Source organism: Sphingomonas sp. (genome assembly GCF_017304635.1).
In the GTDB taxonomy this organism is placed as follows: Bacteria; Pseudomonadota; Alphaproteobacteria; order Sphingomonadales; family Sphingomonadaceae; genus Sphingomonas.
In genome coordinates this window covers 67,152-85,300 of sequence record NZ_JAFKMA010000006.1, presented here as the reverse complement: position 1 = coordinate 85,300, position 18,149 = coordinate 67,152, and the positions used below count along the sequence as shown (strand labels likewise).

Sequence of the window (18,149 nt, the reverse complement as noted above, 5' to 3'; positions counted from 1 at the left end):
TACAGAAGATGCGATCTGGCAAGGCGCCACCGCTTAGCGGGAGGATCGTGTTGCGCGACTTGGTGGAAATGGAGTTCGATGCGGCGACCGGCGTGATCGGGACCCGGCCGGTCAAGGCCGCGCGGGGTCGGCGCGCCGTCACCGTCAATCGCGCCGAATCGCCGCTGTCTTGGTTGCGTGCGCGCAACCTCGTCGATGCGCGGCAATTCGAGGCGGGCGAGCGGCTGCGGCGGGACTATGAAATCGCGCAACTGGGCCCGCAGGTGACGATGCAATGGGATCGCGTCCGCGTCGATGGTGGCGGGGGCGGCGGATGCGATCCGACCATTGCGCATCTCGCGGCCAAGCGCCGGTTCGACGTTGCGGTCGGTGCGGTCGGTGCTGGGCTCAACGACGTGTTGTGGCGCGTGGTGTGTGCGGGCGAAGGGCTACCGGCGGCGGAGCGGGCGCTCGGTTGGCCGGCCCGCGCCGGGCGGCTGGTGCTCGGCCTTGCGCTCGATCGGCTGGCCGATCATTACGGTCTGCAACGCTGATCTGCGATATCGTGTGAGGGCGTGAAGTTTGTCAAGTTTGGCTCTACACCGCCACTATGCGGATCGATTTCATCAAATGCCACGGCTCGGGCAACGACTTCCCGCTGATCGACGCGCGCGGGATCGAGCGCAGCGATGACGACTGGGCGGCGGTCGCGCGGGCATTGGCCGATCGCCGCGGGCCGGTCGGGGGGGACGGGCTGCTGTTGCTGACCGCGGGCGATGCCGATCACGCTTTCGGCATGGTCATGCGCAACAGCGACGGGTCGGAGGCGGAGACGTGCCTCAACGGCCTGCGCTGCGTCGCGCGGCTGGGGTTCGAGCGGCTGGGGATCGATCGCGCGACCGTGCGGCTCAAGACGTCGCACGCGGAGGTCGAACGGGAGGCCGACGTCGCCCCCGGCGTCGTCACCGTCGCCGAACGGGCCGGCCCGGCGCTGCTCGACGTGCGCGACTGGCCGATGGCGATCACCGAGCACGAGAATGTCGAGCGGATCATCCCCCAATTGCCGAGCGGCTGGCGTTTCACGGCGGTCGCGATCCCCAATCCGCACCTGATCGCGTTCGTCGAGGCGATCGACGAAGCGGAACTGGTCGCGGTCGGTCGGGCGTGCGAAGCGGCGCCGGACTGGCTCCCCAACCGCGCCAACGTATCGTTCGTGACGGTGCGCGCCGATGGCGATCTGTTCGTGCGGACGTTCGAACGCGGCGTCGGGCTGACTGACAGTTGCGGCAGCGCGATGGCGGCCTCGACCTATGCCGCCTGCCTGACCGAGCGGGCGACGTTCGGGCGAACGCTGACGGTCTACAACGCCGGTGGGTTGGTGCGCGGCTGCGCCGAGGCGGACGGGATGGTGCAGTTGCTCGGCAATGCGACGTTCGAATGGGAAGGCTCGATCGAGGTCGATGTCGCGGCCGAACGCGCCGGCGACCTGACCGTGACGCGGCATCACAACGACGAGATCGCGGCGTGGGGCGCAGCGGTCGAACACGCACGCGCGGCAGGGTGAGGCGGTGACGATCATGGCCGACACGGCGGGAGAGACGCTGTCGACGGACCTCCGCTTCCTGGCCGGGGGCGGTGAGGCGACGCGGTTGATCTTGGCGCGCGACTGGCGCGATCATCCGTTGGGGCCGCCGCCCGGCTGGCCGCCGGCGCTGAAAACCGCGCTCAGCCTGATCCTCAACTCGCCCGAATCGATGATCCTGTCCTGGGGACGCGACGATCTCGTCTTCTTCTTCAACGAGACCTATATCCCGCTGCTCGGTCCGCGCGTCGCCTGGGCGATGGGGGCGCCATTCACCGAGGTGTGGGCGGACGCCTGGGACCAAGCCAAGCCGATCATTGACAAGGCTTTCGCCGGCGAGATCCAGCGCTTCACCGACTTGCCGTGGAAGCTCGACACCGATCGGGGTGCCGCCGACACATGGTGGTCCTTCTCTTATTCGCGTGTGCTCGACGCGTGGGGCGGGGTCGACGGGCTATTCATCTTCACCAACGAGACCACTGGTCGCGTGCTGGCGGACAAGGCGCTGATCGACAGCCGCGATGCGCTCGCCACGCTGAACGCGACGCTCGAACGCCGCGTCGAGGAGCGCACGGCCGAGCGCGATCGCATGTGGAACACCTCTCCCGATCTGATGGTCGAAGCGACCCTGGACGGCGTCTATCAGCGAGCTAACCCGGCGTGGCGGACGATCCTGGGCTACGAGCCCGACGAGGTGGTGGGACGCGACGCGGCCTATTTCACGCACCCCGACGACATGGCGACGATGCGGTCCGGGCTGGAATTGGCGCAGAGCGAGACGCTGCCGAGCCTCGACCTGCGTTTTCGGTGCAAGTCGGGCGGCTATCGCTGGGTCCAGTGGGTCGCCGCGCCCAGTGCCACGCAGATATTCGCGATCGGCCGCGACGTGACGGCGGCAGTCGAGGGTAAGGCGCTGCTCCGCCAGACCGAGGATCAGTTGCGTCAGGCGCAGAAGATGGAGGCGGTCGGCCAGCTGACCGGCGGCATCGCGCACGACTTCAACAACATGCTGACCGGGATCATCGGGTCGCTCGAACTGCTCGACCGGCGGCTGGGCGACGATCGTGATCCGCGGATCGACCGTTATATCGATGCGGCGACCACGTCGGCCCAGCGTGCGGCGGCACTGACGCATCGCCTGCTTGCCTTTTCGCGGCGTCAGTCGCTCGATGTCGGGGCGGCCGACGTCAACGCACTGGCGGCGGGGATCGAGGACCTGTTGCGGCGGACCATGGGGGAAAGCGTCGCGCTCGAATTGTCGCTGGCGACCGGTTTATGGTTCGCCTCGACCGACCGCAACCAGCTCGAAAGCGCACTGCTCAACCTTGCGATCAACGCGCGCGACGCGATGCCGCAGGGTGGGACGCTGACCATCGCGACCGCCAATCGTCGGCTCGATGCCGAGGCGGCGGTCCAGTTCGAGGGGATCGTGCCCGGTGATTACGTCTCGGTCACCGTGACCGATACCGGCACCGGCATGCCGCCCGAGGTGGTGGCGCGCGCGTTCGACCCGTTCTTCACCACCAAGCCGATCGGCGTCGGCACCGGGCTCGGCCTGTCGATGATCTACGGCTTCGTCCACCAGACCGGTGGCCATGTCCGTGTCGTCAGCCGCGAAGGCGAGGGGGCGAGCTTCGAACTCCTGCTGCCACGGTTCCAGGGCGCGCTGCCCGATGCGACCAAGCGGGAGGGCGTCGCGGTGATCGCCGCGCGGCCCGGCGCGCACGTGCTCGTGGTCGAGGACGATCCCGCGGTGCGGATGCTGGTGACCGACGTGCTGGCCGACATGGGCCTCGACGTGCATGTCGCGCATGACGGAGCCGAGGCGATCGCCGTGGCCGGTTCGCTCGACCACATCGACCTGCTGGTGTCGGACATCGGCCTGCCCGGAATGGACGGCCGCGAGATCGCGCGACGGCTGCGCGAGGAACGTCCGGGGCTGAAGACGCTGTTCGTCAGCGGCTATGCCGAGCAGGCGATCGACCGCGGCGACTTCCTGGCGCCCGGGATGGACCTGATCGCGAAGCCGTTCGAGATCGAGGCGTTCGCCGCCAAGGTCGGCGAGATGCTCGACTGAGGGCAGCGGCTCAGCCGGCCTGTTCGGCGAGCACGGTCAGTCCGCTTGCCGACACTTCGGCGAACCCGCCGCGGATCGGCACCAGTTCGGGCTCGGCCTTGTCGGCCTTGTAGATGGCGAGATTGCCGTCGCGGATCGTCGACATGACCGGGGCATGACCCTCCAGCACGCCGAAGTCGCCCTCGGTGCCGGGAACGACGACCTGATAGACCTCCTCCGACCGGAGCAGCTTTTCGGGAGTGACGAGTTCGAAGTGCAGCATGTCAATTCCTCAAGCCCCTCCCCTTCAGGGGAGGGGTAGGGGGTGGGGCGGTATCTCGCAGAGACCTCCGCCCGCGTCCCCCACCCCAACCCCTCCCCTGAAGGGGAGGGGCTTTGAATGGTTTACGCCTCCTGCGCCAGCTTCTCGGCCTTGGCGACGGCTTCGTCGATGCCGCCGACCATGTAGAAGGCTGCCTCGGGCAGATGATCGTACTCGCCGTCGACGACCGCCTTGAACGACTTCACCGTGTCCTCGACGGCCACGAACTTGCCCGGGATGTTGGTGAACACCTCGGCGACGTGGAACGGCTGCGACAGGAAGCGCTGGATCTTACGGGCGCGGCTGACGGTAAGCTTATCCTCTTCGGACAGTTCGTCCATGCCCAGGATCGCGATGATGTCCTGCAGCGACTTGTACTTCTGCAGGATCGACTGGACCGCACGGGCCGTGTCGTAATGTTCCTGGCCGACGATGCGCGGCTCGAGCACGCGGCTGGTCGAATCGAGCGGATCGACCGCCGGATAGATGCCGAGCTCCGAGATCGCGCGGTTGAGCACGGTCGTCGCGTCGAGGTGGGCGAACGATGTCGCCGGCGCCGGATCGGTCAAGTCGTCGGCGGGGACGTAAACCGCCTGCACCGAGGTGATCGAGCCCTTGTTGGTCGAGGTGATGCGCTCCTGCAACGCGCCCATGTCGGTCGACAGCGTCGGCTGGTAGCCCACCGCCGACGGAATGCGACCGAGCAGCGCCGACACTTCGGCGCCCGCCTGGGTGAAGCGGAAGATGTTGTCGACGAAGAACAGCACGTCCTGCCCTTCCTGGTCGCGGAAATATTCGGCGATGGTCAGGCCCGACAGCGCGACGCGGGCGCGCGCGCCCGGCGGCTCGTTCATCTGGCCGTAGACCAGGGCGACCTTCGAGCCTTCGCTGATGGCGTTGCCATCGGCGTCCTTGGCGATGACGCCGGCATCGAGGAATTCGTGGTAGAGGTCGTTGCCCTCACGCGTGCGCTCGCCGACGCCCGCGAACACCGAGGTGCCGCCATGACCCTTGGCGATGTTGTTGATGAGCTCCTGGATCAGCACGGTCTTGCCGACGCCGGCGCCACCGAACAGGCCGATCTTGCCGCCCTTCGCGTACGGCGCGAGCAGGTCGATGACCTTGATTCCAGTGACCAGGATGCTGCTCTCGGTCGATTGGTCGACGAACAGCGGGGCTTCGGCGTGGATCGGCGCGGTGTCGGCCGCGCCGACGGGTCCGCGCTCGTCGATCGGCTCGCCGATGACGTTGAGGATGCGCCCCAGCGTCTTCGGGCCGACCGGGACGCGGATCTGCGAGCCGGTGTCGGTGACGTTCTGGCCGCGGGTCAGGCCCTCGGTCGAATCCATCGCGATCGTGCGGACGGTATTCTCGCCCAGATGCTGCGCGACTTCGAGCACCAGACGGTTGCCGTTATTGTCGGTCTCGAGCGCCGACAGGATCGCCGGCAGGTGATCGGGGAAGCTCACGTCGACGACCGCGCCGATGACCTGGCTGATGACGCCGACATTGTTCGTCGTCGCGACCGGCGTGGTGGCCGGGGCGTCGTCGGTTCCTGGGGCCTTGGGCTTGACCGCGCGCGGCTTGCGGGCGGGCTTCTCGGCGGTGGGGGCGGTGGTAGCCATGTTACGTCGTCCTGCCTTCTCACATTGTCATTCCCGCGAAGGCGGGAATCCATTGTTTCTAACGCGCGAGCCATCGCACCGGCGGTGCGTCTGGATCCCCGCCTGCGCGGGGATGACGGAAGCTACAGTGCTTCCGCCCCCGAAATAATCTCGACCAGCTCCGTCGTAATCGCGGCCTGGCGGCTGCGGTTGTACTGGATCGTCAGGCGGTTGATGAGGTCGCCGGCATTGCGGGTGGCATTGTCCATCGCGGTCATCTTGCTGCCCTGCTCAGACGCGGCATTCTCGCGCATCGCCCGGTACAGCTGGATCGCGACGTTGCGCGGCAGCAGGTCGGCGAGGATTTCCTCCTCGTCGGGCTCGTACTCGACGGCGGCCGAGGTGCCCAAAGTTGACGAACTTGACGGGGGTACGGGGACCGAGACTGGGATGATCTGCTGCTCGGTCGGCTCCTGCGTCAGCACCGACTTGAAGTGCGAATAGAACAGGTGCGCAACGTCGAACTCGCCGGCCTCGAACCGCGCGATCAGGTCGTCGGCATAGCCGCGCGCATCGGCGAAGGTCAGCTTGCCGAGGTCGCCCGGCTCGATCCCGTGCACCATCGCGTCGCGATAGAGACGGTTCAGCGCGCCGCGACCCTTCTTGCCGATCGTGTAGAAGCGGACGGTCTTGCCCTGCGCGATCAGCTCGTCGGCACGGCGGCGCGCTAGGCGGGCGATGTTCGTATTGAACGCGCCGGCGAGGCCACGGTCGCTCGTCGCGACGACGAACAGGTGGACCTGATCCTTGCCGGTGCCCGCGAGCAGCTTGGGCGAGTTCGGCCCCACCGTGATCTGCGAGGCGAGGGAGGCGACGACTTTCTCCAGCCGCTCGGCATAGGGACGCCCGGCCTCGGCCGCTTCCTGCGCGCGACGCAGCTTGGCGGCGGCGACCATCTTCATCGCCTTGGTGATCTTCTGCGTCGACTTCACCGAGCCGATGCGGATCTTGAGGGCCTTTAGACTAGCCATTCAATTCCATTCCGTCATTCCCGCGGAAGCGGGAACCCATCTCCTGAGCGTCCCATCCGCGGCACATCCGCGAGATGGGCCCCCGCTTTCGCGGGGGTGACGATCAATTACGCAAACGTCTTCGCGAACGCGTCGAGCGCGGCGGTCAGGCCCTTCCGAGCGTCGTCGCCCAGGTCCTTGGTGTCGCGGATCGACTTCAGCACGTCGGCATGGTTTGCGCGCAGGTCGGCGAGCATCGCCGCCTCATAGCGCGTCACCGCGTCGACCGGGATCGCGTCGAGATAGCCTTGCGTACCGGCGAAGATCGACGCCGTCTGCTCCTCGAACGGCAGCGGGTTGAACTGCGGCTGCTTGAGCAGCTCGGTCAAGCGCGCGCCGCGGTTGAGCAGCTTCTGCGTCGAGGCGTCGAGGTCCGAGCCGAACTGCGCGAACGCCGCCATCTCGCGATACTGCGCCAGCTCCAGCTTGATCGAGCCCGACACCTTCTTCATCGCCTTGGTCTGCGCGGCCGAGCCGACGCGGCTGACCGACAGGCCGACGTTGATCGCCGGGCGGATGCCCGCGAAGAATAGATCGGTTTCGAGGAAGATCTGGCCGTCGGTGATCGAGATCACGTTGGTCGGGATGTAGGCCGACACGTCGCCCGCCTGCGTCTCGATGATCGGCAGCGCGGTCAGCGAGCCGCCACCGTTCGCGTCCGACATCTTGGCGGCGCGCTCCAGCAGGCGCGAGTGGAGATAGAACACGTCGCCCGGATAGGCCTCGCGGCCCGGCGGACGGCGCAGCAGCAGCGACATCTGGCGATACGCGACCGCCTGCTTCGACAGATCGTCGAACACGATCAGCGCGTGCATGCCGTTGTCGCGGAAATATTCGCCCATCGCGGTGCCGGTATAGGGCGCGAGGAACTGGAGCGGGGCGGGGTCCGACGCGGTCGCGGCGACCACGATGGAGTAATCCATCGCGCCGTTCTCGGTCAGCGTGCGGACGAGCTGCGCCACCGTGGAGCGCTTCTGGCCGACCGCGACATAGACGCAGTAGAGCTTCTTCTTCTCGTCGTCGCCGGCGTTGACCGTCTTCTGGTTGATGAAGGTGTCGATCGCGACGGCCGACTTGCCGGTCTGGCGGTCGCCGATGATGAGCTCGCGCTGGCCACGGCCGACGGGGACGAGCGCGTCGATCGCCTTCAGGCCCGACTGCATCGGCTCGCTGACCGACTGGCGCGGGATGATGCCGGGCGCCTTCACCTCGACGCGGCTGCGCTGGTCGGCGACGATCGGGCCCTTGCCGTCGATCGGATTGCCGAGGCCGTCGACGACGCGGCCGAGCAGGCCCTTGCCGACCGGCACGTCGACGATGGTGCCGGTGCGCTTGACGGTGTCGCCCTCGCGGATCTCGGCGTCCGAGCCGAAGATCACGACGCCGACATTGTCGGCTTCGAGGTTGAGCGCCATGCCCTGCACGCCGTTGGCGAACTCGACCATCTCGCCCGCCTGAACGTTGTCGAGCCCGTGGATGCGCGCGATGCCGTCGCCGACCGACAGCACCTGGCCGGTTTCCGACACTTCGGCGTCGGTGCCGAAATTGGCGATCTGGTCCTTGATGACCTTCGAGATTTCTGCGGCGCGGATATCCATTGTTGCTTAGCCCTTCATCGCGTGCGCGAGAGTGTTGAGACGAGTACGGATCGACGAATCGATCATCTGCGAGCCGATGCGGACCACAAGGCCGCCCAGCAGGGTCTTGTCGACATTGAGCTCGACCGCGACGTCGCGACCGACCCGCTGGCGCAGCTGCTGCTTGAGCTCGCCGACCTGCGCGTCGCTCAGCGGATGCGCCGAGGTGATTTCGGCGGTGGTCTCGCCGCGATGGCGCGAGGCGAGGCCGCGGAACGCGCGGATGATCGCGGGCAGCTGGTTGAGCCGGCGGTTCTGCGCCAGCACGCCGAGGAAATTCGTCGTCGTCGCGTCGAGCTGCATCGCGCCCGCGGCGGCGGCCACGCCCTTCGCCGCATCGGCGCGGCCGAGCAGCGGGCTGGTGGTCAGCGCCTTGAAGTCGGCCGATTCGTCCAGCGCCTGGCGAACCGTGGCCAGGCTCGCCTCGACCGTGTCGATCGTCTTCGACTCGCGGGCGAGCTCGAACAACGCGGTCGCGTACCGTCCGCCTAAGCTCGCTTGAATACCGCCGGATGACTCCACGCGATCGGGATCCTCTTGAAAGGGTAACGATGTCCCATGCGAAGAGAGGGCCGCCCAGGGCGCCCTCGAATGGGTTGGCGCGCGACTAGCAAAGGGGCGGGATCAGCGCAACCCCAGGATCGGCCCAGGATCGGCCCGACGATCGGCGCGGCGGCGTGGCGACACGCCGGCTTGCGCGGCGGCGACGGGCTGGCATAACCCCGCGCCATGAAACCGACCACGCTCCTCAGCCTCCGCCGCTGGCACAATTATATCGGCGTGCTGCTCGCGCCGTCGATCCTGTTCTTTTCGTTGAGCGGGTTCATCCAGGTGGTCGGCTGGCAGGATCAGCGCGACCCGCGCCCGCCGGCCTGGGTGTCGTGGATGGCGGGCATCCACAAGCATCAGGCAGCGCCCAAGCCGCGCGCGCCGCGTCCCGCCGCACCCGCGATGCCGGGCGCCCAGCGCGGCGGCGAGCATGACGATCACGACAAGGCGTTCGTGCCGCTCAAGATCGTCGCGCTGCTGACCGCGATCGGCCTGTTCGTAATGACGCTCGTCGGCCTGACCATCGCGCTCGGCACGCGGTCGACGCGGCGGACGGCGACGATCATGGTGGCGATCGGTGTGATCGTGCCGGTCGTGCTGATGTTGGTATAGTGCTTCGTTTCAAGGGGGATTGGATGCTTCGTCGATTGTCGACCGCCATTGCGGCCACCGCCATCATCGCCACCGCCGCGGCCGCCGACGCGCCGTCGTCGCAAACGGCGTCGTTCAATGTGGGCGGGGTCGCCTATACGATGCCGTTGCCGGCGGGATATTGCCTTCCGACCGGACAACTCATCGCCATCGCGCAGACGGTCGCCGCGGCCGACAGCGCCAATGTGACCAACCTGACGCTCTATCGATGCGATGCCACGCCGGCGAAGATTGGCGACTACGCGCTGGTCAAGACGCCCGCTAACCTGATCTCGATGACCGTCGATCACGCGACCTTCGCCGCGCAGATCGCGCCTGAATTCGACAAGCCGATGCCGGTCAGCAGCGACGAGATTTCGGCCAACGTCGCCGACAATTACGACAAGGTCATCGGCAAGCGACCGACCATCGGCATCAAGCTGGCGACGCGCGGCCATGATGCGGTCTGCGGCTATATGACGGGCGGCGGGACGGTCGGCAACGGCACGATCACCAAGGACATCGCGATGGGCGCGTGCACGACCGCGATCGGTGGGCGTGTGATTCAGGTGATCTGCTTCACCGAATCGAAGCTGCCGGCCGATCAGGATCGGATGATGCGCCAGGCCAAGGCGCTGGCGACGACCATCGTGGCGACCGGCGGGAAGTGATCGACCGCCAGCCGCATCTGATCGGCGAGCGAGTCGAGCTGCGGCCGGCGCGGGCGGCCGACTTCGCCGCGCTGTTCGCGGTCGCCGCCGATCCGCTGATCTGGGAAGTGCATCCCGCGCACGATCGCTGGCAGGAAGCGTCGTTCCGCCAGTTCTTCGACGCCGGCATCGCGTCGGGCGGGATGCTGATCGCGATCGACCGCGCGAGCGGCGCGGTGATCGGCAGTTCGCGCTACGATCTCGATCGCGCGGAACCGAACGAGGTGGAGATCGGCTGGACTTTCCTCGCGCGCAGCCATTGGGGCGGGCAGTATAACGGCGAGATGAAGGCGCTGATGCTCGCTCACGCGTTCCGCTTCGTCGACCGCGCGATCTTCGTGATCGGGGAGAGCAACGGCCGGTCGCGCGCCGCGATCGAGCGGGTCGGCGGGCGATTGCTGGATCGCCGCCACGATGCGACGATGGCGGGGCGACCGGCGCCGCATGTCGTGTACGCGATCGATCGCCCGGCGGATTGATCGGCCGTGATCGCCTGCACTAGGGCTTTGTCCCGAGGGGATTTTCAACGAATGGGCACGTCCGAACTGTTCCTGATCGCGATGATTATCGTGTTCACGGCGCCGTATCTGTTCTGGCGACTGTTCCGGACCGATTATTGGGCGCCGCTGGTGGTGGTGCAGATCATCGCCGGCATCCTGCTCGGCCCGGGCGTGCTCGGGAAGCTGTTCCCGGCCTATTACGCGACGGTGTTCACGCCGCCGGTGATCGGCCAGCTCAACGGCATCGCGCAATGGGCGGTGATGATCTTCGTCTTCATCGCGGGGCTCGAACTCGACCTCAAGCAAGCGTGGCGGCGGCGGGGCGAGACCGCTGTCACCGCGGGGTTCGCGCTCGGCATGCCGTTATTGTTCGGGGCGATCGCCGGGGCGATCCTGCTGCGCTCGCCCGGCTGGCTGGGACCGAAGGGCGGGCATGTCCAGGCGATCGCCGGGATCGGCATGGCGTGCGCGGTCACCGCGCTGCCGATCCTGGTGCTGTTGATGGAGAAACTGGCGATCCTGCGCACCGCGCTCGGCCAGCGGATGCTGCGCTACGCCAGTCTCGACGATATCGCGATCTGGGGCGTGCTCGCGTTGATCCTGCTCGATTGGGAGCGAGTCGGGCGGCAGCTCGGCTTCCTCGTCGCGTTCGGGATCGCCGCGATCCTGATGCGCATGACGATGCGGGCGATCGCCGAGCGCGACCGCTGGTATGCGGCGCTGATCTGGCTGGCGGTGTGCGGGTTCGCGGCCGACTGGGCCGGGCTGCATTACATGGTCGGCGCGTTCCTGGCTGGTGCGGTGATCGACGCGCAATGGTTCGACGAGGCGCGGATGGACCGGTTCCGCGAGACGATCCTGCTGGCGGTGATGCCGGTGTTCTTCCTGTCGACGGGCCTGCGCACGCAATGGGGCGTCGGCGGAACGGCGGTGTTCGGCGCGGCGGCGCTGCTGCTGGTCGCGTCGGTCGCCGGCAAGCTGATCGGAGTGCGGATCGCCGGTCGGTTGCTCGGGTGGCAGCGGGGCGAGGCGGGCCTGATCGGCTGGCTGTTGCAGACCAAGGCGCTCATCATGATTATCTTTTCCAACGTGCTGCTCGACAAGCAGATCATCACCAGCGAGACCTTCACCGCCCTCCTGCTGATGGCGGTCGCGAGCACGATGCTGACCATCCCGATGGTCGCGCCGCGACTGAAGCGGATGCCCGAACTGATCGGCAAGACCGACTGACTTTGGCCGCAAGCGGCGGGATGTGGGGGCGGACGCCCGGCGCTATATCCGCGTCATGACCATCGCCACTCCTATCGATCCCGATGCCGCCTGGGCCGCGTTCGACGCGCGCGACCGGGCGCAGGACGGCCGCTTCGTCGTCGCCGTCGCGACCACCGGCATCTATTGCAAGCCGAGCTGTCCGGCGCGGCACCCGAAGCGCGAGAACGTTGCGTTCTACCGCGACGGGGCCGAGGCGCGGGCGGCAGGATATCGCGCGTGCCGGCGGTGCAAGCCCGACGACGTGGCGCGCGACCGCGTCGCCGTCGCCGCGGCGGTGGCGCGGATCGCGGCGAGCGAGGCGGCGATCCCGCTCGACGAGCTGGCGGCGGCGGTCGGCTACGCGCCGCATCATTTCCACCGGCTGTTCAAGCGGGCGACCGGGGTGACGCCGGCGGCCTATGCCCGGGGCCTGCGCGCGGCGCGGGTCGGCGAGGCGTTGCGCGCGGAGGACAGCGTGACCGCGGCGATCTACGAAGCGGGCTATGCCGCGCCGAGCCGGTTCTACGACGACGGCGCGCGGCGGCTGGGCATGAGCCCGAGCGCGTGGGCGCGGGGCGGCGCGGGGGTGACGATCCGCTGGACGATCGCCGACACTAGCCTGGGCCAGCTGATGATCGCGGCGACCGACAAGGGGCTGTGCCGGGTGGCGTTCGACGAGGACCCGCTGGCGCTGGCGCGGCAGTTCCCGGCGGCGGAGATCGTGGCCGGTGGCGAGGCGCTGGCGGGGCTGGCGGCGCGGGTGGTGGCGGAAGTCGAGACGCCGGGGCGCGACCCGGACCTGCCGCTCGACGTGCGCGGGACGGCGTTCCAGGAGGCGGTGTGGCAAGTGCTGCGGACGATCCCGCCGGGCGAGACGCGGAGCTATGGCGAGCTGGCGGCGGCGGCCGGCAGCCCCGGCGCGGTGCGCGCGGCGGGAAGCGCGTGCGGTGCCAACCGGGTGGCGGTGGTGATCCCGTGCCACCGTGTCCAGCGGGGCGACGGGTCCCCGGGCGGCTATGCCTGGGGACTGGCGCGCAAGGCGGCGTTGCAGGCGCGCGAACGCGAAAGGTGACGAAAGTGTCGCGGGCGCGGTGGTCCGATCGTAGCCATCACCTGAAAAAAACGCGATTTTTCCGGATTTGCCGGGCCGAAGTTGGATGCGCGGGACGTCGACGTGTCGCGGAAGTTGACGCCGGCCTGAATTCCGGGCGGTCTTCCGCGATCGAGCCCGGCGGCGAAGGAGGCGGGTTGAGGCGATCGCCGCCCTGCGCCACACATCGTCCCCAGATCAGGCGGCGAGGGGAGAATGCGGATGGCGGCGGACAGGATCGAGCGCCGGGCGCGTCACCCCGGGGCCGAGCTCGGCATCGCGATGGCGTTCGTCGGCGTGACGCTGGTGGCGCTGTCGCTGGTCGCACGGGTCCTGCCGCCAGCGTGGCACGAGGGGGTCGGGCGGATCGTGCTCGGCGCGCTGGCCGCCGCCGCGTTCGTCGCGATGTACGTCGCCTTCTGCCGCATCGTCGAGCGTCGCCCCCCGCGCGAGCTGGTGCCGGCCGGCGCGGCGATCGAGCTCGGCGCCGGGCTGGCGATCGGGCTGGTGCTGTTCTCTACGGTGGTCGCGGCGATCTGGGCGCTCGGCGGGTATCGCGTCATCGGGCATAACGGCATGGGCGTCCTCCCGCCGGTGATCGGGATGGTGCTGGTATCGGCGATTCCCGAAGAGATCGTGTTCCGCGGCCTGTTCTTCCGGCTGATCGAACGCTGGCTGGGGAGCGGCGCGGCGCTGGCGCTGTCGGCGGCGTTGTTCGGGGCAATGCACTTGCTCAATCCCGGCGCGACGTGGCTGGCGGCGGTCGCGATCGCGCTGGAAGCCGGGGTGATGCTGGCGGCGCTCTACATGCTGACGCGGCGGCTATGGGCGGCGATCGGGGTGCACGCCGCGTGGAATTTCGCGCAGGGCGGGATCTACGGCATCGCGGTGTCGGGCAATGCGACGCGCGGGTTGCTGGTCCCGGCGCCGAGCGATGCGTCCCCGCTGGTGACGGGCGGCGCGTTCGGCGCCGAGGCGTCGCTGCCGGCGATCGTCGTGGCGACCGCGTTCGGCGCGGCGATGCTGTGGCTGGCGTGGCGGCGCGGGTGTTTCGTGGGGCGTGGCATGCGCACCGAGCCGCTATCCTGACTCCACCCCGGCGAAGGCCGGGGTCCAGGCGAGAGATACTCGCGAGACGCGTTGCGCCCCTTTATTTCAGCTTTCCCAACTGGGCCCCGGCTTTCGCCGGGGTGGGCACCGGGAGGTATCCGCTACGCCACATCCTTCATCGTGACCTCGGCTTTGAGCCGGGGTGCTGCTTCTTCGCTAACGTCGGAGGAGGAAGCGGGACCCCGGATCAAGTCCAAAGTGACGAGCGATCGACCAAATAGCGGAGCGACGCCCTATTTCGCCGCCGCGCAGGCGTAGACCAGCTTCTCGCTATACGCCGGCGGCAGGGTCGCGCGGATCGCCTGTTGCTGGGTCGCCAGCGCCGCGCGCGCCTGTTCGTCCGCCGAGCACGCCTTCAGCGGCACCTGCGACCGCAGCTTGCGCGCCGCGTCCATCTGCGCCGCGCTCAGGAAATAGCGATAGTTGGTGTAGGTCCGCGTCGCCGGGTCGAGCTCGAGCACCGACACGGTCTGTTCGTCGTTGGGCACCAGCACGCGGACCCACTTGCCGTGATCGTCGGCATATTGCGCGCGGTCGTTCATGCACCCGTCCTGCCCCCAGTCGAGATCGGTGTCCTTCGGGGTCGAGACCGTCACGCGGCTGCGCGCGCCGTCGAACGTGCAGGCCATCTTGCCGATCGGGCGCAGCGCGTCGGGCGTCGGCGTCGCCTGCGGCACGTCGAAGCCGCGCGGCAGCATCGGCTTGTCGCTCGGGCGCAACAGGAACACGATGATTGCGACCAGCATCGCGACCCCGCCGCCGCTCGCCGCCCACATCCCCTCGCGGGGCTTGCCCTTCGCATAGAGTAGCCCGCCAGCGCCGACGCCCAGCGCGCCGAGCACCAGCAGCAAGGCGGCGATCGCGATGAAGTTCTGCGCCCGCCGCTCGGCATCGGCGCGCGCGGCCTCGATCGCCTGAGTCCGCGCGGCGGCGTCCTTGGCGGCGGCGTCGCGGTGCGCGGCGGCCTGCGCGTCGAGCGCGGCGCGGTCGGCGGCCTGGTCGGCGCTCATCCGCTGCTCGACGCTGACGCACGGATTGCTGACGACGCTGAATGACTGCTTGGCCTGGGTCAGGAACGCCGCCACCTCGCTCTCGGCGATGGCGAAGGCGAAGTTGGCGTCGCCCTCCTCGCCGCGGGTGATCGCCGAATTGACCCCGAGCACGCGGCCGCAGCGATCGATCACCGGACCGCCCGAATTGCCGCGCGAGATGCTGGCGGTGTGGAGCAGCACCTGCACGCCCTCGACCGCGCGCGTCGCCGACAGCGATCCTTCGGAGCGGACCGGCGCCAACGGCTTGATGTAATCGGCCGCCGACGCGGCGCTGGCGCGGTCGATATTGCCGGGATAGCCGAGCGAGACGAGCCCCTGGCTGTCGTCGACCGGCCCGGCATAGAGCGTCGCCGGCGGAATCCGCGCGCCGGTGATCTCGAGCAGCGCCAGGTCGCGCTTCGCATCGATCGCGACGACGCGCGCCTGGTACGATTTCGACCCCTCCGACGGCACGACGCCGATCACGACATTGTCGGGATATTGCTGCGCCAGCTCGACCACGTGCGCGTTGGTGACGATGCGGTTCGGCCCGACCGCGAAGCCCGACCCGTGCCCGAACCCGACCACTTCCTGATCGACGATCGCGATCGTGACGACGCGCACGACGCTGCGCGCGGTCGAGGCGATGTCGTCGGCGCGGGCGGGGGCGGTCGCCAGCATCACGCCGGTCAGCGCCAGCAGCATCGCCATCAGGAGCCGTGCGAACCTCATGCGCCGCGACATGGCAGAATCCGCGAGCGCCGAACAGGGGTCAGACGAAGGAGTAGGGGTCGATATCGACCACCACGCGTACCTTGGCCGGCCAGTCGAGCTTACCGAGCCAGTCGCGGATGGCGTCCTGGACGTCGAGCGCGCGGCGGGCGTGCACCAGGAGCCGGTAGCGGTGGCGGCCGCGCAGCATCGCGAGCGGCGCGGGGGCGGGGCCGTACACCTCCATGCCGTCCACGCGCGGCGCGGTGCGGCCGACGAGTTGGGCGATCTCATGCGCGGCCGACTGGTCCTCCGACGACACCACGATCGCGGCATAGCGGCCGAACGGCGGGGCCCCGGCCTCGCGCCGCGCTTCCGTCTCGGCGGCGGTGAAGGCGTCGGCATCGCCCGACACCAAAGCCGCCATCACCGGCGCCGACGGGTCGTGCGTCTGGATGTAGACATGCCCCGGCTTCTCGCCACGCCCGGCGCGTCCGGCGACCTGCATGATCTGCTGGAAGGTCCGTTCCGATGCGCGGAGATCACCGCCACCCAGCCCGAGATCGGCGTCGATCACCCCGACCAAGGTCAAATTGGGGAAATGATAGCCCTTCGTCACCAGTTGCGTGCCGACGACGATGTCGATCTCGCCGGCTTCCATCCGGTTGACGAACTCGGCGGCCTTGGCGGGGGACCAGATCGTGTCGCTGGTGACGATCGCGATCTTCGCCTCGGGCCAGAGCAAGGCGGCTTCGTCGGCGATCCGCTCGACCCCAGGGCCGCACGCGACGAGCGAATCCTCGGCATGGCATTCGGGGCATTCGCGCGGGGTCGGCATGACGTGGCCGCAATGATGACACGACAGCCGGCGGACGAGGCGGTGCTCGACCATCCACGCGGTGCAATTGGGGCATTGGAAGCGATGCCCGCACGCGCGGCACAGCGTCAGCGGGGCGTAACCGCGTCGGTTGAGGAACAGCAGAGCCTGCTCCCCGCGCGCCAGCGTCTCGTCGATCGCGGTGACCAGGCGGGGTGCGATCCAGCGACCGCGCTCGGGCGGTTCCTTCAGCAGGTCGATCGCGTCGATCGTCGGCATTTCGGCCGCGCCATAGCGGCCGGGCAGCTTTACCTCGGCGTAATTGCCGATCTCGACCTGCTGGCGCGTCTCGATCGCCGGGGTGGCGGAGGCGAGCACCACCGGCACGCCCTCGAACTTGCCGCGCATCACCGCGACGTCGCGGGCGTGGTAGTGCACGCCCTCCTCCTGCTTGAAGCTGGTCTCGTGCGCTTCGTCGACCACGATCAGGCCGAGGTTCGCATAGGGCAGGAACAGCGCCGATCGCGCACCGACCGTCACCAAGGCCTGCCCGGTCGCGATCGCCCGCCACGCGCGGCGGCGCTGCGACGAGCGCAGGCCGGAGTGCCACGCCACCGGCTCGCAGCCGAACCGCGCGGTGAAGCGCTGGAGAAACGGCTCGGTCAGCGCGATCTCGGGCAGCAGGACCAGCGTCTGGCGCCCCTGTCGGATCGCGGCGGCGATCGCTTCGAAATAGACCTCGGTCTTGCCCGATCCGGTGACCCCGTCGAGCAGGGTCGGGCGGAAGGCATGGGCATGGACGTCGGCCACCAGATCGTCGGCCGCGCCCTGTTGTTCGTCCGACAGCACCGGCACGGCATGGTCGGGGTCGGGCAGCGGGAAGGGCGAGTCGATATCGACCTCGACCGGCTCGATCGCGCCGGCCTTGACCAGCCCGCGGATCACCCCGTCGCTGACGTCGGCAATCGTCGCCAGTTCCCGCACCAGCCCCTGGCGGTCGCCGATCCGCTCCAGTGCCTGCTCGCGCTGCGTGGTCAGCCGCTCCGGCACGTGGCCGGTCGCGCGATATTCGGTGACGGTGCGCGCGCCCTCCAGCGCCGAGGACGACGGCAGTGCCATCCGCGCGACCGCGGCGGGCGGGGCCAGGTAATAATCCGCCGTCCACTCGATCAGCCGCCGCATCGGCGCGGTCAGCGGCGGCACGTCGATCACGCCCATCAGGTTGCGCAGGCGATTGTCGCCGACCTCCGCATCGCTCGGCATCCGCTCGGGCTCCCACACCACGCCGAGCAATTGCCGGGGACCGAGCGGGGCGACGACCAGCGACCCCGGCTCGACCGCCATCCCCTGCGGCACGCGATAATCGAGCGGGCCGAGGGCCGAGTTCATGACGAGGACGCGGGCGCGGGTGCCGGGCATGGCGGGTATATGGCGAAGCCCCGCCACCGGCGCAAAGCGGGTCGGCGATTTATCGCGCTTCCCGCCGCCACGGCGCGCTGC

The 18,149-nt window shown here is 68.8% G+C and carries 16 protein-coding genes; 9 read left to right on the top strand and 7 right to left on the bottom strand.

Features of this window, described 5'->3' with window-relative positions; all coding sequences use genetic code 11:
- Positions 1–68: 68 nt before the first annotated feature.
- The 3 genes from J0I47_RS15350 to J0I47_RS15340 are packed head-to-tail and all read left to right on the top strand — an operon-like array spanning position 69 to position 3,638.
- On the top strand, positions 69–533 hold the full coding sequence (locus J0I47_RS15350; protein ID WP_294047869.1) for a DUF6456 domain-containing protein: 465 nt from the start codon (positions 69–71) through the stop codon (positions 531–533).
- Between the two features lie 56 nt (positions 534–589).
- The gene (gene dapF / locus J0I47_RS15345) at positions 590–1,543 is read left to right on the top strand and encodes a diaminopimelate epimerase (RefSeq protein WP_294047810.1); all 954 of its coding nucleotides are present in this window, start codon (positions 590–592) and stop codon (positions 1,541–1,543) included.
- 13 nt (positions 1,544–1,556) lie between these two features.
- On the top strand, positions 1,557–3,638 hold the full coding sequence (locus tag J0I47_RS15340; protein ID WP_294047868.1) for a PAS domain-containing sensor histidine kinase: 2,082 nt from the start codon (positions 1,557–1,559) through the stop codon (positions 3,636–3,638).
- Positions 3,639–3,648: 10 nt separating this feature from the next.
- Here the strand turns inward: J0I47_RS15340 and J0I47_RS15335 are convergent, their stop codons facing one another.
- From J0I47_RS15335 to J0I47_RS15315, 5 genes are all read right to left on the bottom strand, one after another.
- A complete protein-coding gene (locus J0I47_RS15335) occupies positions 3,649–3,900 on the bottom strand; it encodes an ATP synthase F1 subunit epsilon (protein ID WP_294047809.1) in 252 nt (83 codons plus the stop codon).
- Positions 3,901–4,022: 122 nt separating this feature from the next.
- Positions 4,023–5,564: a F0F1 ATP synthase subunit beta gene (atpD, locus tag J0I47_RS15330; RefSeq protein ID WP_294047808.1), complete on the bottom strand. Its 1,542-nt coding sequence runs from the start codon at positions 5,562–5,564 to the stop codon at positions 4,023–4,025.
- Positions 5,565–5,686: 122 nt separating this feature from the next.
- Complete coding sequence (locus J0I47_RS15325; RefSeq protein WP_294047807.1) at positions 5,687–6,574, bottom strand: F0F1 ATP synthase subunit gamma; 888 nt, start codon at positions 6,572–6,574, stop codon at positions 5,687–5,689.
- Between the two features lie 107 nt (positions 6,575–6,681).
- Positions 6,682–8,211 (bottom strand): F0F1 ATP synthase subunit alpha, encoded by a 1,530-nt coding sequence (gene atpA / locus J0I47_RS15320; RefSeq protein WP_294047806.1) that lies wholly within the window; start codon positions 8,209–8,211, stop codon positions 6,682–6,684.
- Positions 8,212–8,217: 6 nt separating this feature from the next.
- Positions 8,218–8,772, bottom strand: coding sequence for a F0F1 ATP synthase subunit delta (locus J0I47_RS15315; RefSeq protein ID WP_294047805.1), 555 nt, complete (start codon positions 8,770–8,772; stop codon positions 8,218–8,220).
- Between the two features lie 207 nt (positions 8,773–8,979).
- On the opposite strand from J0I47_RS15315, the gene J0I47_RS15310 reads away from it, so the two are divergent.
- The 6 genes from J0I47_RS15310 to J0I47_RS15285 all read left to right on the top strand — a co-directional run bounded on the left by J0I47_RS15310 (position 8,980) and on the right by J0I47_RS15285 (position 14,069).
- Positions 8,980–9,411, top strand: a complete 432-nt coding sequence (locus tag J0I47_RS15310) for a hypothetical protein (RefSeq protein ID WP_294047804.1) — start codon at positions 8,980–8,982, stop codon at positions 9,409–9,411.
- A 23-nt stretch (positions 9,412–9,434) separates the two neighbouring features.
- Entirely contained in the window at positions 9,435–10,100 is a 666-nt protein-coding gene (locus J0I47_RS15305; RefSeq protein WP_294047803.1) for a hypothetical protein, read from the top strand.
- Entirely contained in the window at positions 10,097–10,618 is a 522-nt protein-coding gene (locus J0I47_RS15300) for a GNAT family N-acetyltransferase (protein ID WP_294047802.1), read from the top strand. Before J0I47_RS15305 ends, J0I47_RS15300 begins: the two co-directional genes overlap by 4 nt.
- A gap of 51 nt (positions 10,619–10,669) precedes the next feature.
- Entirely contained in the window at positions 10,670–11,869 is a 1,200-nt protein-coding gene (locus J0I47_RS15295; RefSeq protein ID WP_294047801.1) for a cation:proton antiporter, read from the top strand.
- Between the two features lie 55 nt (positions 11,870–11,924).
- On the top strand, positions 11,925–12,962 hold the full coding sequence (gene ada / locus J0I47_RS15290) for a bifunctional DNA-binding transcriptional regulator/O6-methylguanine-DNA methyltransferase Ada (protein WP_294047800.1): 1,038 nt from the start codon (positions 11,925–11,927) through the stop codon (positions 12,960–12,962).
- 240 nt (positions 12,963–13,202) lie between these two features.
- Entirely contained in the window at positions 13,203–14,069 is an 867-nt protein-coding gene (locus tag J0I47_RS15285; protein WP_294047799.1) for a CPBP family intramembrane glutamic endopeptidase, read from the top strand.
- A gap of 254 nt (positions 14,070–14,323) precedes the next feature.
- Here J0I47_RS15285 and J0I47_RS15280 read toward each other — a convergent pair whose 3' ends face one another.
- Positions 14,324–15,853, bottom strand: a complete 1,530-nt coding sequence (locus J0I47_RS15280) for a serine protease (RefSeq protein ID WP_294047798.1) — start codon at positions 15,851–15,853, stop codon at positions 14,324–14,326.
- Positions 15,854–15,893: 40 nt separating this feature from the next.
- Positions 15,894–18,068 carry a primosomal protein N' gene (locus J0I47_RS15275; RefSeq protein WP_294047797.1) on the bottom strand — a complete coding sequence of 725 codons (2,175 nt, stop codon included), beginning with the start codon at positions 18,066–18,068 and terminating at the stop codon, positions 15,894–15,896.
- Positions 18,069–18,149 lie beyond the last annotated feature (81 nt).